Below are 15,847 nucleotides of genomic sequence, written 5' to 3'. Positions count from 1 at the left end.
TATACGAATATGAATATTAAGAAAATCGTTGGAGCACTGCTTTGCTCCCTGGCTGTCACCACAGCCTTTGCCCAACAGCCCTACGGCGGTTGCTGGCACCCCGACTACATCAAGGACTGGACCCCCGAGAAGGACCCCGATGCCAAATTCAACCGCAGTACCGTGAAACTGCAACCCCGCATCGAGGGCGACAACATCAAGGCCCATCAATATCAGTTCCCCGAAGGACAGGTAGCAGCCTGTCTCACCATGAACCCCATGTGTAGCATGACTCCCTCGCAGGGAGCCAACAACTTCATTGGCTACAACCCCACCTACTGGCAATACATCGATATGGTCATCTGGTGGGGCGGCTCGGCCGGCGAGGGTATCATCGTTCCGCCGTCGGCCCCCGTCATCGACGCCTGCCACATGAACGGTGTGAAGATTCTGGGTAACGTGTTCTTCCCGCCCCAAGCATACAGCGGCGACCCGGAATGGGTAGAACAGATGCTGACCAAAGAGGGCAACACCTACCCCTATGCCGAGAAGATGTACGAGATTGCCAAATACTACGGCTTCGACGGCTGGTTCATCAACGAAGAGACCTACGCCTCTACGGCCAGCGACTGGGTAGAGTGGATCAAATACTTCTACCAATGTGCCGAAGCCGACGGGAACCACGACATGTATATCCAATGGTACGACGCCAGCATGTACGTCAACAATGCCCTGGACATCATGATGGCCAACCCCAACACCTCGTTCTTTGCCAACTACGGTTCGGCCGGTAAAGTAACCATCGAGCAAAACCGCAGTCGCATGGAAAACGCCGGTGTCGACATGGATGCCTTCTTCGAAAAACTCTACTCGGGTATCGAGCAGGCCCAAGGCGGTCTCACCGGTAATGCCCAGAACCTCCAGGCCTGCTTCCCCAAGACCGGCCACGCCAGCTCGATGCAGATTTTCAACCCCGCAGCCGCGGGTACCGACGTGTCGTACAACCTGCCCGAAGCCCGCGACGCCAAGGCTGTAGCCTTTACCATCGGCCTCGGATTATGGATGACTACCCCGATTGCCGAACTCGAAGTCTATGGCAAGGATGGAACGGCTATCGGCGAGATTACGGTAAGCCGCGTACTGGTAGCTCCCAACCCCGTCAACCAGGGCCAAAAGATGGCCGTAGCTGCCGACCAGGCCGAAAGCATCGAAATCTATTCGATGCAGGGTGCTTTGGTGAAAGCCGAACGGGCCGAAGAGACCATCACCTTCGTCTCGACCGACGGCCTGACACCGGGCATCTACTTCATGGTAGTCAAGGGTGCCGACTACACCGAGACCGTGAAAGTGATCGTGAAGTAATCCCCAAACACACCGCGCAGCCCCTCGGGGTTGCACGGCCCATTACATAGAGAGAACCCTAAAAGTCCTGAGCGACTTTTAGGGTTCTCTGCTTTTATACAAGGGTTTGACAGGTACGAGAGGAAATAACTCGGGACCCAAGGTACAGGCGATTGCCAAGCCTCAACGATAGCCATGCGCTACGCGGCACGGCTATCCGGCTCAATGCTCCAGAACGAGCTGTACCTTTTTGGCTCCCAACCGGGCCTGCAACCACTCCTGAAACTGCTTCTGCTCGGTGGCCGAGAAGGCTCGCGAGTAGCGCACGACGGCCAGCGTGGTGGTATCGCGCACATCGGTCTCGATGCTGCTGAAGATGGTTTTCGAGATGGCAATATCGGTGACGTTGGGGAAAAGCACCTTAATCTCGGGAGCCACCGAAATACCCACCGAGTCGTATTGCTGGTAATGCGAGGTCACATTTTCCAGCGAGTCAATCACCTGCTGCTGGCGGGTTATCTGCTCCTGGTTGTGCAGATAAATATCCTTGAACATCGTACTGCTGAGCGTCGTCATGTCCATCGAGTTGGAGCCGTATCCCTGACGAACCTCTAGCACGGCGCCTCCCAGACCATACTGCGGCAACCGCGCCTGGGCCACGGCGATGGAATCCTGCGGTATCTCGGCCCCCACCAGCGACACCCGTATGATGCGCTTGCCATGCTCTATCTCGGCACTCTTGCTCAACACCTGGGTATCGGGGTAGTTGAAGTTCTGCGAGACAAACCGTGCGGCGGCGACCTCGAAAAAGTTCTCCTTCACCATGTTGTAGGTGAGGTAGATGCTGGGGGCCATCGTGAGGATAAGAATCGTATAGACAATGCGCTCGACCTTTTTGCGGCGCTCGTCATCGACAAACTCCTTCTTCGAATACTTCATCAGCTTCACCCCCAGCGTGGTGGCAAAGGCAATGAACACCGAGTTGATGAAAAAGAGGTAGAAGGCCCCGAAGAAATAGTAGAAGTTGCCCGTGGCCAACCCGAATCCGGCCGTACACAGGGGCGGCATCAATGCCGTGGCAATGGCCACACCGGGCAGCACGTTGCCCTTCTGCTTCGACGACATGGCCACGATGCCGGCCAACCCGCCGAAGAAGGCGATGAGCACGTCGTAGATGGTGGGCGAAGTACGGGCCAGCAGCTCGCTGCGGGCTTCGTTCAGGGGCGAAATCCAGAAGTAGACGGTCGAGGTAATCACACTGAAGAGTGTGGCCACCGCCAGGTTGCGGAACGACCGCTTGATGAGTTCGTAGTCGTTGATGCCCAACCCCAGACCTATACCCATAATGGGGCCCATGAGGGGCGAAATCAACATGGCGCCGATGATGACCGCCGCCGAGTTGGTGTTCAACCCCAGCGAGGCGATAAATATGGCAAAAACCAGAATGAGGATGGTCGAGCCCTTGAACTCTACCCCGGCCCGGATAGCCTCTACCGAGGCGGCTTCGTCCTCTCGATCTTGGCTCATGTCGAGGTAGTGGGTCAAAAATCGTTTGACCGAATCGATAAAATTGGAAAATGTCATAGTCTAAACTATTAGGATAGTCCTGCGTGCCTCCCGCACGGGTTTCACGACCTGGACACAAAACGATTCAATACCGGAATTTCGCGCAACGGCAAATCGTGGAGGAACAGATAGATCAGGAACAGGGCCAAGAGCACCGTGCGGAAGGCCAGGCGCAACGCCAGCGACTCGATGGGCACCAGAGTACCTACCGCATAGAGAACGGCCGTGAGCAGCGTGTAACGCAGCGCATTGCCCAGCTCGTACTTGATGGGATAGACCCGTTGCCCGATGAAGAACGAAGCCAGCATCATGCACAGGTAGCAGACAAATGCCGCCCAGGCACACGCCATATAGCCGTAACGGGGCACACCCACGATATTGATTACCGCCGTAATGGCAAACCCGAACAGCGAGAACCAGGCCCCCCACTGCGTGCGGTCGGTGAGCTTGTACCACAACGACAGGTTGAAGAAGATGCCGAAGAAGAGTTCGGCCAGCATGACGATAGGCACCACCTTCAACCCCGTGCAGTAGGTCGCCGGCATGAAGAAGCGCACGATGTCGATATAGAACATCACCGCCAGGAAGATGAAGAGGCCGAAGATGATAAAATATTTCATCGCCTCGGAATAGGACTTCTTGTTCTCGTTGCCCGCCTCCTTGTTTCGCGCAAAGATGAAGGGCTCGTAGGCAAATCGAAAGGCTTGTGTAAACATCACCATCACTATCGCAATCTTGTAAACTGCCCCGTATATACCCAGTTCCGACATGGCGTCGGGGCGACTCCCTGCCAGCACAGGATAAAACATCTTATCGAAGGTTTGGTTCATGATGCCGGCAATTCCCAGAATAAGCAACGGGAAGGAGTATTTGAGCATGCGCGACAGCAGACGGCCGTCGAACCGATAGCGCACCCGGAATATCTCGGGAAAAAGCACCAGCAGCACCACGCCCGAACTGATAACGTTCGACACCAGGATATACCCCACCAGGAAGTCGGGGTCGAAGAACCACGAAATCCACTCGGGGTGAATGCCATAGAGCCACGGGCAGAGCAGGATAAAAAAGAGATTCAACGCAATGTTGAGAAAAATCGACAGCAACTTGACGACGGCAAACCGGATGGGCCGGCGCTGGTAACGCAGGTAGGCAAAGGGCAACGCCGTGAAGGCATCGATGGCGATAATCAGAGCCATCATCAGCACATAATCTTCATGCCCGGGATAGCCCAGCAGCCTCGACAGCGGCGAGAGGAAGAGCCACACGAGCACGAAAAAGAGGGTCGAGGTGGTAGCCAGCGAGATGAGGCCGGTGGTGTAGACCTTCTGCGGGTCTTTCTCCTCCTTGTCGTTGGCAAAGCGGAAGAAGCCCGTCTCCATGCCGTAGGTGAGAATGATCAACAGCAAGGCCATGTAGGCGTAGAGGTTGGTCACGATACCATACTCGGCCGTGGTCTTCAACACGTTTACATAGAGGAATACAAAACACCAGTTGAGAAACCGCCCCAATATACTGCTCAAACCGTATATTGCGGTATCCTTTGCCAAACTCTTCATGCCGGCCATAAGCGTCTACATTTTTTCGATTAAAACAATGTACCCTGTTCCGAGAGGCGGTGACGATTCAAGTGGGTATAGGCCAAGTCGGTCACCTCGCGTCCCCGGGGCGTACGTTTGATAAATCCCTCTTTGATGAGATAGGGCTCATACACCTCCTCGAGCGTACCGGGGTCCTCGCCCAGTGCCGTAGCTATCGTGGTGAGCCCCACGGGGCCGCCCTTGAACTTGTCGATGATAATCGAGAGTATCTTGTTGTCGATTTCGTCGAGACCGTACTGGTCGATATTGAGCGACTCGAGCGCATAACGGGCTATCTCGAGGTCGATACTGCCCGACCCCTTCACCTGGGCAAAGTCGCGTACCCGCCGTAACAGGGCGTTGCCGATACGGGGTGTACCGCGGCTGCGCATGGCTATCTCGGTAGCCGCTTCGCGGGTGCAGGGTACCCCCAGCAGGCTCGACGATCGCTCGATGATGTGCGTCAGCACAGCGTGGTCGTAATACTCGAGGTGACAGTTAATCCCAAACCGGGCCCGCAACGGGCTGGTGAGCAAACCGCTGCGGGTGGTGGCACCCACCAGCGTGAAGGGATTCAGCTCGATCTGTATCGACCGGGCACTCGGCCCCTTGTCTATCATGATGTCGATGCGGAAATCTTCCATTGCCGAGTAGAGATACTCCTCCACCACGGGACTCAACCGGTGTATCTCGTCGATAAAGAGCACGTCGTTCTCCTCGAGCGAAGTCAACAGACCGGCCAGATCGCCAGGCTTGTCGAGCACCGGTCCCGATGTGATTTTGAACCCCACGCCCAACTCGTTGGCCACGATATTGGCCAGCGTCGTTTTACCCAACCCGGGAGGGCCGTGCAGCAACACATGGTCGAGGGGCTCCTGACGCATGCGGGCGGCCATCACGAATACCCGCAGGTTCTCGATTATCTTGTCTTGCCCGCTGAAGTCGTCGAACGACAGGGGACGCAACGCCTTCTCGAATTCCCGTTCGGTATCCGATATTCTCTGTTCTCGTATGTCGAAGCGATTATTTTCCACAGATGTTTTACGTTCACCGCATTTCGACAGCAAACTTAGCAATTTATTTTGTGATTCCCGCTATTTTACGAGGCTAAACTCTTGTGACGGCGCTTCAGCTCCTCTTTCCGCTCGATGCGCGACCAGAACTCGCGATAGGCCACCAGGGCCTCGTCGACCGAACGCTGCGGGTCCCAACCCCGCAACCGGGCATACTCGGCCACCACGTAGCGCACAATGGCCTCGTCGTGGCAGAAGCGGCTGAAGTTGGCCAGACACATCTTCGGGGTCATGGCGTGAAATCGCATGCGGTTGAGGTCGAGAAGCGAGAATCGTATCTGCCCGTCTTGCTTGTCGAACAAGATATTCCCGGCCGAATAGTCGAGATGCTGCACCCCCTTCTCGTGCAACTCGACGGTAAAGGCGGCAAAAGCCTTGAGTATATCTTCGCGCCCTGCTACGCCACCGCCGTCGAACTCGCGCATCATGCGGGTATAGGGACAGGTCTCCGACACGAAATACGAATGCCACAACAGTCCGCCCCGCTTCACCTCGATATAAGCGATCGGAGCCGGAGTCTCTATGCCCATGGCCCGCAGCCTGAGGGCATACTTGTAGGCTCGCTCGGCCTTACTCGGGCGGAAAAACGTGTAGGCTATCCGATTGATGAAAATCGGTACCTTGTACCCCTTCACCACATAGTTCTGCCCCTCGTACGAAAATTGACGAAGCTCGTTACGAGCCTTGTAGATACACTCGCCCAACGTAGGGAATGCGAGCGGCAGTTGCTGCATAAACTTCTCGAGCCGGCGATATGCCGGATTCAATACCAGTTTCATCTTCTTCCCGAATAATTATTTATCAACTAAACGTACCGGGGAATTTCGGGTTTCGACCCGGCAGCCTATCTCTACTATTACGCTTGCGAGGCCCGAGCCCGCAGATTTTTCACCCGCTCGACAATGACAGCCGGTGCTATATCCAGGCAGGCATAGTCTTTCCGATAGCACGGTTTGTTGCCAAAGATGGAACAAGGACGGCAATCGAGCGACAACTGCACTACATTCGCCTCGCTCTGGTGCCACCCCAGGAATCCGCAACAGGGATGGGTGGCTCCCCACACCGAAACGACCGGCACCGCTACCAGCGAGGCCAGGTGCATGTTGGCCGAGTCCATCGAGACCATCACGTCGAGATGACTCATCAATGCCAGCTCGATGGCAAAACCGTGACGTTTGTCGGCCAGGGAAGTTACATGGGGATAGCGCTCCTGCCAGACGGAGAGGATGTCGCGCTCACGTTCGCCCGACCCGAACAAGAACAGCTTTACATGCGGTTCGGCAGCCAGCTTGGCCACCACATTTTCCATACGATCGAGCGGATAAATTTTACCCTCATGCTTGGCAAAGGGGGCTATGCCTACCCAATACTCGCCCGGTTGCTTGGGCGGCGTCAAGTGAGAGTAGAGCCCCTCGTCGCCCTTTTCGGTGCCGAACAGCGAACCGAAATCGGGCGTGAACTTGAATCCCAACGCGGTGAATACCTCGCCATAGCGTTCGAACGAAGTGCGCAGCGGATGCAACGCCTCGCACTTGTGGCGGGCGGTAATCTGCTTTTTCTCCTGGCGGCCCTTGTCGATGACGGCTACCCGAATGCCCCACATCTTAAAAAAAATTCGCAGGAACTTCGTGCGCAACACATCGTGCAAATCGGCCACGGCGTCAATCGACAGTGCCCGCATCTCTTTGGCCAGTTCGTAGAGCCCGCCGATACCTTTGTGGCGACCCTTCACATCGGCTACCACTACTTGCAAATTGCGCGGAGCCTGCAGAAAAAGTTGCGAAGCCACCTTCTGGGTGAGCATGACGAAAGTCGTGTCGGGATTGGCCCTACACACCGAGTAAACAATAGGTATGGTCATGGCTACATCGCCCAGAGCCGACAGTCGAATAATTAAAACCTTGCTATACGACATACTCCCGACCCCTGCTACTTCTTATACAAAACCGGGTTCAGTGCCGGATCGTTGTACATCTTCATCTGTTTATATACCTTCATATATTTACGGCCGGCCTCGATCTCGTCGAGCAGTTGGTCAATGGCCGCAGAGAGGTCGGCTCGCTGTTCGAGCAGCACGCGCAACTTGGCCCGGCACTTCTCCACATGCTCGGGCGACGCATCCTTGCGCTCTACCTCCTGCTGCATGTGATAGATTTTCACGGCCAGAATCGACAGCCGGTCTATGGCCCAAGCCGGGCTCTCGGTATTTATGGTAGCATCGCTCTTCACCTCGACGTCGGCATATTTCTTCAGAAAATAGTCGTCGATCATCTCGACCAAATCGGTACGCTCCTGATTCGACTTGTCGATGCGCCGCTTGATAGCCAACGCCTCCTTGGGGTCGATGTCGGGGTTGCGGATAATATCTTCCAGGTGCCATTGAACCACATCGATCCAGTTTTTCAGACACAGATAATATTCAATACTTCCTTCGGCATACGGATTTTCCAACGAAGCATCCACATTATCGAACCGATGATAATATTGTGTGGTGTTCCAAAAAATGTGATTACAGGTTTCTGCAAAAGTCATAGTTCCCAATCGTTATGAGCACACCTGTTTTTCTGTAAGGCTCTTGTCGACAAGCCTGGTGTACCCGGGTTTCATTTTACAAACATAAGAATAGTTTTAGGAAAAACCATTATTTTCACAATATAAAAATAGTTCTTCGATACAATCCTGCAAAAATTTCGTACCTTTGGATAAAAAGCAGACAATTATGACTACGATTCCATACATTATAGCCGATAACAAGATACCCTATTTAAAGGGTGTACTCGAGCCCTATGCCCGTATCGACTACCTTTCGCCCGACCGGATAGACGCCGACGCCGTGCGCGACGCCGACATTCTTTTGATACGTACCCGCACGAAGTGCAACAGCCAACTGCTCGACCAGAGCCGTTGCCGATACATTGCCACGGCTACAATCGGATACGACCACATCGACGCCGCCTATTGCCGCGAACGGGGCATCGAGTGGGTGAACTGCCCCGGCTGCAACGCCGCATCGGTAGGCCAATACATACTCGCCTCGCTGCTGGCCTGGAGCAAGAGCCACCGCAAGCCGCTGCACGAATGCACACTGGGCGTGGTGGGTGTAGGCCATGTGGGCAGCATCGTGGCCCGGTATGCCCGGTTGCTGGGCATGCGGGTTCTCCTGAACGACCCTCCGCGCGAGGAGGCCGAGGGTGCGGCCGGGTTTACCCCGCTCGAGACCGTCTGTCGCGAAGCCGACATCATCACCTTTCACACCCCGCTGACTCGAACCGGCAAATATCCCACCTACCACCTGGCCGATACCCGGTTCTTCGATGCGCTCTCCCGCTCGCCGCTCCTCATCAATACGGCCCGGGGCGAAATCGTGGAGACCGAGGCCCTGAAACAGGCCTTGAAGCAGAAGCAGGTGGCAGCCGTCGTGCTCGACTGCTGGGAAAACGAACCCCGCATCGACCGGGAACTGCTCGAACAGGCTTTCATCGCCACCCCCCACATCGCCGGATATTCGGCCGACGGCAAGTCGACCGCTACCCGCATGATTGTCGAGGCCGTGAGCCAGTGGATCGGGTGCAACATTCCCACACAACACATCGCTCCCCCTGCCCCGGCGCAACCGCATATCGACCTCGCCGGTATACCTACGCCTCTGCAAAAGGCGGTGTGGGACACCTACAACCCCTTCGACGACGACCTCAGGCTGCGCAAGTCGCCCGAGACCTTCGAGATGCAACGCGGACTCTATCCATTGCGGCGGGAATTCGGAGCCTACCACGTAGCGGGAGCATCGGCAACCGACCGTATCATTTTAGAAAAATTAGGCTTTCGCATTGAATAAATATACACATATTTATAGCCGGGACTTAAAGAAAAAGTATTGTCCCACACAACAAAAAGAGACTGTTTTAGAACATAGAAGAGGATAAAAGTGGCTTATTTTTGCACAAAAACCCGATAAATGTGCAAAAAATGAGTAATTTATAAGGGAAAATTTTTTTTGTTCGGAGAAAAATATATTCCTTTGCAGTTGCAAAAAATAAGAACGTTAATTTATTTATTAATTAAAATTTGAAAATTATGTCTGACGTAGCATCAACAGTAAAAGAAATTATCGTAGAAAAATTGGGTGTTAAAGAATCAGAGGTAACTCCCGAAGCCAACTTCACCAACGACCTCGGTGCCGATTCTTTGGACACTGTTGAAATGATCATGGAGTTCGAGACTAAGTTCGACATCAAGATCCCTGACGATCAAGCAGAAAAAATTACGACTGTAGGTGAGGCTATCGCTCACATCGAAAAAGCTATCGCAGAGAAAGAGAATAAATAATTTTATGGAGCTTAAAAGAGTTGTAGTAACAGGTCTTGGCGCAATCACTCCGCTGGGAAACGATGTCCCCACGACATGGGACAACCTGCTGAAAGGAGTAAGCGGAGCAGGACCTATTACGCTTTTCGACGCATCTGAATTCAAGACTCAATTCGCTTGCGAGGTAAAGGACTTCGACCCGCTGAAATACTTCAACGCCAAGGAGGTTCGTAAACTCGACCGCTATACCCAGTTTGCTCTGGCCGCTACGCAAGAGAGCATGGCCGACTCGGGTCTCGACCTCGAGAAAGTAAACAAAGACCGTGCCGGTGTTATCTTCTCGGCCGGTATCGGCGGTATCAGCACCTTTGAGCAAGAGGTAGGAAACTATGCCGTTGCCCCCGAAAAAGGGCCGCGCTTCAGCCCCTTCTTCATTCCCAAGATGATTGCCGACATTGCCGCAGGACAAATCTCCATGCAGTACGGTTTCCGGGGTCCCAACTTCGGTATCGTATCGGCCTGCGCATCGTCCACCCATGCCCTTATCGACGCTTATAACTATATCCGTCTGGGCAAAGCCGACTTGATCGTATCGGGTGGTGCCGAAGCTGCAATCACAGTATCGGGAGTAGGTGGATTCAATGCCATGCACGCACTCTCTACCCGCAACGATTCGCCCACGACGGCATCGCGTCCGTTCAGCGCTTCGCGCGACGGCTTCGTAATGGGTGAAGGTAGTGCCTGCCTTATTCTTGAAGAACTGGAACACGCATTGGCCCGTGGGGCTAAAATCTATGCCGAAGTCGTAGGTGGCGGTATGTCGGCCGACGCTTATCACCTGACGGCTACTCACCCCGAAGGCTTAGGTGCCAAACTCGTGATGCAAAACGCTCTCGACGATGCCCACATGGCTCCCGAAGAGATCGACTACATCAACGTGCACGGTACATCGACCCCCGTCGGAGACAAATCAGAAGCCAAAGCGATTTTGGAAGTATTCGGCAATCACGCCTATAACCTCAACATCAGCTCGACCAAGTCGATGACCGGTCACCTGCTGGGCGCTACCGGCGCACTCGAGGCTCTTATCTGCGTGAAGACTATCGACGAAAGCATCGTACCTCCCACCATCAATCATGCCGAGGGCGACGACGATCCCGAAATCGACAGCAAGTTGAATTTCACATTCAACCAGGCACAGAAACGCGAAGTAAACGCCGCTCTGTCCAACACCTTTGGTTTCGGCGGACACAATGCCAGCATAATCGTAAAGAAATTCACGAAATAAACGTGCTTAAAACGATTTATAACCGTATAAGGCTCCTTATGCTTCGTCATAAGGAGCCTTATGTTCTATACCACGACCTGTTGGGGTTCTGGCCCAACGACATACACCTGTACGAGGTGGCCTGCCTGCACAGCTCCTCGTCGATTTGCGAACAGGGGAAACGCATCAACAACGAGCGCCTCGAGTTCCTGGGCGACGCCATTCTCGATGCCATCGTGGCCGACATCCTCTTCCACCGGTTCGGCGACCGCAAGGAGGGGTTCCTCACCAACACGCGAGCCAAGATTGTCAAGCGCGAGTCGCTCAACGAGATTGCCCTGAAGATTGGGCTCGACCGCTTTATCACCTGCTCCATGCACATCAGCTCGCACAACAGCTACCTGTATGGCAATGCCTTCGAGGCCCTCATCGGCGCCATCTACCTCGACCAGGGATATGAGTTTTGCAAGCGGTTTGTCGAGACACGCATCATCGACTCGTTTATCGACCTCGACAAACTCTCGAAAGAGGAGAGCAACTTCAAATCACGACTTATCGAGTGGTGCCAGAAACACAAAATCGACATCCAGTTTGCCCTGGTCGAAACGCTGGTCGACCAGAACAACAACCCGGTATTCCAGTCGCAAGCCCTGCTGGGCGGCATCTCGGGCGGCATCGGTATCGGATACTCCAAAAAAGAGTCGCAACAGAATGCGGCCCACATTGCCATAGGCCGGCTCCACAAAGACAAAGAGTTTCGGCAAATGGTACTGGCAACCGTCCACAAAAACGACAATCCCGAGATTGTCATATAAAAATCACAAGCCTACGATAGGAATCACACGAGAATTTTTTATTTTTGCTCCGCATTGAAAACTTGCGACAAATGAATCTCACGAAGTGGTTACGCCCGGTATTTGACAAACGACTCGCCCAAATCGATCGCTATGCCGAATATGGCGACATCATACAACAAAAAACACTGATCGACCTGCTGCGAAAGGCCCGGAAAACACGACTGGGCACCACCTACCGGTTCGACGAAATAAACTCCTACAAAAGTTTCACCGAGCGCGTACCCATCAGCGGCTACGAGGAGCTGAAGCCCTACATCGAACGCACGATGCAAGGCGAGCAGAATATCCTGTGGCCTACCCCCATACGGCACTTTGCCAAATCGTCGGGCACGACCAACGACAAGAGCAAGTTCATCCCCGTGAGCGCCGAGGCGCTGCGCTATTGCCACTATCAGGGAGGAGCCGATTGCGTGGCCCTCTATCTGCGAGCCAACCCCGAAAGCCGCTTCTTCTCGGGCAAAGGGCTCATACTGGGAGGCAGCCGGGCACAGAATCCTTTCGGGCAGGCCTATTGCGGCGACCTCTCGGCCATCCTCATCCAGAACATCAGCCCGCTGGTCAACCTCATCCGGGTGCCCTCGAAAAAGATTGCCCTCATGAGCGAGTGGGACACCAAACTCGAGGCCATCGCCAACAGCACCATCGGCCGGCGCGACATCACCAACCTCTCGGGGGTCCCCTCGTGGTTCCTGGTCCTCATCAAGCATATCCTGAACAAGAGCGGACGGCAGGACCTTTCGGAGGTGTGGCCCAACCTCGAGGTGTTTTTCCACGGAGGCATCAGCTTTGCCCCCTATCGCGAGCAATACCGCCAGCTTATCTCCAGCCCCCGGATGCACTATGTCGAGACCTACAACGCCTCGGAGGGCTTCTTTGCCGTGCAGAACGACCTGACCACACCCGGCATGCTGCTGCTCATCGACCTGGGTATCTTCTTCGAATTTATCCCCCTGGGCGGAGCGCTCGAGCAGGCGGTTCCCCTGTGGGAGGTGGAGGCCGGGCACAACTACGAACTGGTCATCACCTCGAACGGCGGCTTGTGGCGGTACCGCATGGGCGACACCGTGAAGGTGCTCTCGACACACCCGCTGAAGATTTGCGTATCGGGCCGCACCAAGCACTACATCAACGCCTTCGGCGAGGAGCTGATGGTCGACAATGCCGAGCAGGCCATTGCCCGCACCTGCGAGCAGACGGGCGCCAGCGTGCTCAACTACACGGCAGCCCCGGTATACATGACCGACCACAGCAAGGGGCGGCACCAGTGGCTCATCGAGTTCAGCAAACTGCCCGTACCGGTCGAGGAGTTTGCCCAACGGCTCGACCAGAACCTGCAAAACCTCAACTCCGACTACGAAGCCAAGCGATTCAAGAGCATCGCCCTCGAGTGCCTCGAGGTAATCCCGGCCCAACCGGGCATATTCGACGACTGGCTGCGCGACCACAACAAACTGGGCGGCCAGCACAAGATTCCGCGCCTCTACAACCGTCGCGACATCATCGAGGAGATACTCCAGTACAACAACCGATAAGGCCACAGAAGAGCCGAAATAGGGCTCTACGAGTCTCTCGCTCTCTTCTTCAACCATACGAAAAGAGCCCCGCACGGATGATTCGTGCGGGGCTCTTTCTGTATCACGATTTTATCGTACGTCTCTCTATTTCACCTCCGAACCCGGAGTAATCTCGTCGGTAGCCGGCGAGATGACAATCAGTCGGCCATCGGCATCCTCAGCCGAGAGTATCATGCCCTGCGACTCGATGCCCTTCAGTTTACGGGGTTCGAGATTGGCCACGAAGCAGACATTCTTGCCCACCAGATCCTCGGGCTTGTAGTGCTTGGCAATACCCGACACGATGGTGCGGCCGCCCAGACCGTCGTCGATGCGGAACTGCAACAGCTTGTCGGCCTTGGGCACCTTCTGGCACTCGAGCACTTTGCCTACGCGGATGTCGAGTTTGGCAAAGTCGTCGAAGGCCACATTCTCGCGCACCGGTGCAGCCTTGTGATTCTTCAGCTCGTTGGCCTTCTTGGTCTCCAGCAGTTTGTTCACCTGAGCCTCGATTACGCTATCGTCGATTTTTTCGAAGAGCAGTTCGGGTTTGCCCAGTTCGGCCCCGGCCGGCAGAATGTCGGTACGACCCAGCATGTTCCAGTCGCAGTGACCCATGTGAAGCATGCCGCGCAACTTCTCGGCCGAGAAGGGGAGGAAGGGCTCGAAGGCAATCGCCAGATTGGCCGTGATCTGCAAAGCCAGATTCAAGATGGTAGCCACCCGCGGCATGTCGGTCTTGGCCAACTTCCAGGGCTCGGTATCGGCCAGATACTTGTTGCCGATACGGGCCAGATTCATGGCCTCCTTGAGGGCATCGCGGAAGCGGTAGTGGTCGAGATAGTTCTCTACCGAAGCCTTCACGTCGGCAAACTCCTTCAAGGTTTCGCGGTCGTAGTCGGTCAACTCGCCGGCCTCGGGCACCTTGCCGTCGAAATATTTGTGGGTGAGCACCAGGGCACGGTTCACAAAGTTGCCCAGAATAGCCACCAGCTCGTTGTTGTTGCGGGCCTGGAAGTCCTTCCAGGTAAAGTCGTTGTCTTTCGTCTCGGGCGCATTGGCCGTGAGCACATAGCGCAGCACGTCCTGCTTGCCGGGGAAGTCCTCGAGATACTCGTGCAGCCATACGGCCCAATTGCGCGAGGTCGAAATCTTGTCGCCCTCGAGGTTGAGGAACTCGTTGGCCGGCACATTGTCGGGCAAGATGTAGCTGCCCTCGGCCTTCAGCATGGCCGGGAATACAATGCAGTGGAACACGATATTGTCCTTGCCGATGAAGTGCACCATCTTCGTCTCGGGGTCTTTCCAGTAGAGCTCCCACGTATCGGGCAGCAACTCCTTGGTATTCGAGATGTAACCGATGGGAGCATCGAACCACACATAGAGCACCTTGCCCTCGGCCCCTTCGACCGGCACCGGCACACCCCAGTCGAGATCGCGGCTCACGGCCCGAGGTTGCAGCCCCATATCGAGCCACGACTTGCACTGGCCGTAAACATTGGGTTTCCACTCCTTGTGCTCATCGAGAATCCAGTGACGCAGGAAGGGCTCCCACTTGTCGAGCGGCAGATACCAGTGTTTCGTCTCGCGCAACACCGGTTTGTTGCCCGTGATGGCCGACTTGGGATTGATGAGGTCGGTCGCATTCAGCGAAGTACCACAAGCCTCGCACTGGTCGCCATAGGCGTGCTCGTTGCCGCAGTGCGGACAGGTACCCGTGATATAGCGGTCGGCGAGGAACTGGTTGGCCTCCTCGTCGTAATACTGCATCGAGGTCTTCTCGATAAACTCGCCCTTGTCGTACAGTTTGCGGAAGAAATCGGAAGCCATTTGCGTGTGGATGGCCGAAGTCGTGCGCGAGTAAATATCGAACGATATGCCAAACTCCTCGAACGATTTCTTAATAATGTTGTGGTAGCGGTCCACAATATCCTGCGGGGTCACCCCCTCGGCTTTGGCCTTGATGGTGATGGGCACACCGTGCTCATCGCTACCGCCTATCATAATCACATCTTCGCCCTTCAAGCGCAGATACCGTGTGTAGATATCTGCCGGTACATACACACCTGCCAGGTGACCTATATGCACAGGACCGTTGGCATAGGGCAATGCGGTCGTAACCAGCGTACGTTTGAATTTCTTCTCCATATTTCCTTAATTTCTATCCAGTTAAATACAACCTTAGGGGTATTTTCCCCACCGATTTCCGCACGGTCGGTATCCCGGTTCCCGCACGGTTTTCGGCATTTTGTACAAAGATAGTGAAAGGTGAGTGCAGAGGCAAATGGAAAACGAAGTTTTCAACATTTGTCTATGCCGAACCGACTCC

At 54.9% G+C, this 15,847-nt stretch carries 13 protein-coding genes; 6 read left to right on the top strand and 7 right to left on the bottom strand.

Going from position 1 to position 15,847, the window contains the following annotated elements:
* The first annotated feature begins 9 nt into the window (after positions 1 to 9).
* The gene (locus tag Q1K76_RS07185) at positions 10 to 1,341 is read left to right on the top strand and encodes a T9SS type A sorting domain-containing protein (RefSeq protein ID WP_300132160.1); all 1,332 of its coding nucleotides are present in this window, start codon (positions 10 to 12) and stop codon (positions 1,339 to 1,341) included.
* Between the two features lie 201 nt (positions 1,342 to 1,542).
* Here the strand turns inward: Q1K76_RS07185 and Q1K76_RS07180 are convergent, their stop codons facing one another.
* The 6 genes from Q1K76_RS07180 to Q1K76_RS07155 all read right to left on the bottom strand — a co-directional run bounded on the left by Q1K76_RS07180 (position 1,543) and on the right by Q1K76_RS07155 (position 8,068).
* On the bottom strand, positions 1,543 to 2,904 hold the full coding sequence (locus Q1K76_RS07180; RefSeq protein ID WP_087409486.1) for a TIGR00341 family protein: 1,362 nt from the start codon (positions 2,902 to 2,904) through the stop codon (positions 1,543 to 1,545).
* 44 nt (positions 2,905 to 2,948) lie between these two features.
* Positions 2,949 to 4,451: an oligosaccharide flippase family protein gene (locus tag Q1K76_RS07175; RefSeq protein ID WP_300132157.1), complete on the bottom strand. Its 1,503-nt coding sequence runs from the start codon at positions 4,449 to 4,451 to the stop codon at positions 2,949 to 2,951.
* 20 nt (positions 4,452 to 4,471) lie between these two features.
* Positions 4,472 to 5,497 carry a Holliday junction branch migration DNA helicase RuvB gene (ruvB, locus tag Q1K76_RS07170; RefSeq protein ID WP_087409484.1) on the bottom strand — a complete coding sequence of 342 codons (1,026 nt, stop codon included), beginning with the start codon at positions 5,495 to 5,497 and terminating at the stop codon, positions 4,472 to 4,474.
* Between the two features lie 65 nt (positions 5,498 to 5,562).
* A complete protein-coding gene (locus tag Q1K76_RS07165; protein ID WP_300132154.1) occupies positions 5,563 to 6,315 on the bottom strand; it encodes a lipopolysaccharide kinase InaA family protein in 753 nt (250 codons plus the stop codon).
* Between the two features lie 77 nt (positions 6,316 to 6,392).
* Entirely contained in the window at positions 6,393 to 7,451 is a 1,059-nt protein-coding gene (locus Q1K76_RS07160) for a glycosyltransferase family 9 protein (protein WP_258327816.1), read from the bottom strand.
* A gap of 14 nt (positions 7,452 to 7,465) precedes the next feature.
* On the bottom strand, positions 7,466 to 8,068 hold the full coding sequence (locus Q1K76_RS07155) for a DUF4254 domain-containing protein (RefSeq protein WP_258327817.1): 603 nt from the start codon (positions 8,066 to 8,068) through the stop codon (positions 7,466 to 7,468).
* Positions 8,069 to 8,255: 187 nt separating this feature from the next.
* On the opposite strand from Q1K76_RS07155, the gene pdxB reads away from it, so the two are divergent.
* The 5 genes from pdxB (at position 8,256) to Q1K76_RS07130 (ending at position 13,497) form a co-directional block, all read left to right on the top strand.
* On the top strand, positions 8,256 to 9,371 hold the full coding sequence (gene pdxB, locus Q1K76_RS07150; RefSeq protein WP_300132151.1) for a 4-phosphoerythronate dehydrogenase PdxB: 1,116 nt from the start codon (positions 8,256 to 8,258) through the stop codon (positions 9,369 to 9,371).
* A gap of 239 nt (positions 9,372 to 9,610) precedes the next feature.
* Positions 9,611 to 9,862, top strand: a complete 252-nt coding sequence (locus tag Q1K76_RS07145) for an acyl carrier protein (RefSeq protein WP_025278500.1) — start codon at positions 9,611 to 9,613, stop codon at positions 9,860 to 9,862.
* Positions 9,863 to 9,866: 4 nt separating this feature from the next.
* Positions 9,867 to 11,129, top strand: a complete 1,263-nt coding sequence (gene fabF / locus Q1K76_RS07140) for a beta-ketoacyl-ACP synthase II (RefSeq protein ID WP_300132148.1) — start codon at positions 9,867 to 9,869, stop codon at positions 11,127 to 11,129.
* A gap of 38 nt (positions 11,130 to 11,167) precedes the next feature.
* Positions 11,168 to 11,923 carry a ribonuclease III gene (gene rnc / locus Q1K76_RS07135; RefSeq protein ID WP_087409478.1) on the top strand — a complete coding sequence of 252 codons (756 nt, stop codon included), beginning with the start codon at positions 11,168 to 11,170 and terminating at the stop codon, positions 11,921 to 11,923.
* Between the two features lie 71 nt (positions 11,924 to 11,994).
* Entirely contained in the window at positions 11,995 to 13,497 is a 1,503-nt protein-coding gene (locus Q1K76_RS07130; protein WP_298662295.1) for a GH3 auxin-responsive promoter family protein, read from the top strand.
* A 126-nt stretch (positions 13,498 to 13,623) separates the two neighbouring features.
* On the opposite strand, the gene metG is transcribed toward Q1K76_RS07130, so the two are convergent.
* Positions 13,624 to 15,666 carry a methionine--tRNA ligase gene (metG, locus tag Q1K76_RS07125; RefSeq protein ID WP_300132145.1) on the bottom strand — a complete coding sequence of 681 codons (2,043 nt, stop codon included), beginning with the start codon at positions 15,664 to 15,666 and terminating at the stop codon, positions 13,624 to 13,626.
* Positions 15,667 to 15,847 lie beyond the last annotated feature (181 nt).

The organism is uncultured Barnesiella sp. (assembly GCF_946496565.1).
Lineage (GTDB): Bacteria > Bacteroidota > Bacteroidia > Bacteroidales > Barnesiellaceae > Barnesiella > Barnesiella merdigallinarum.
Note: the sequence above shows the minus strand (reverse complement) of the source record. Positions and strands in the feature narration are given on the sequence as shown.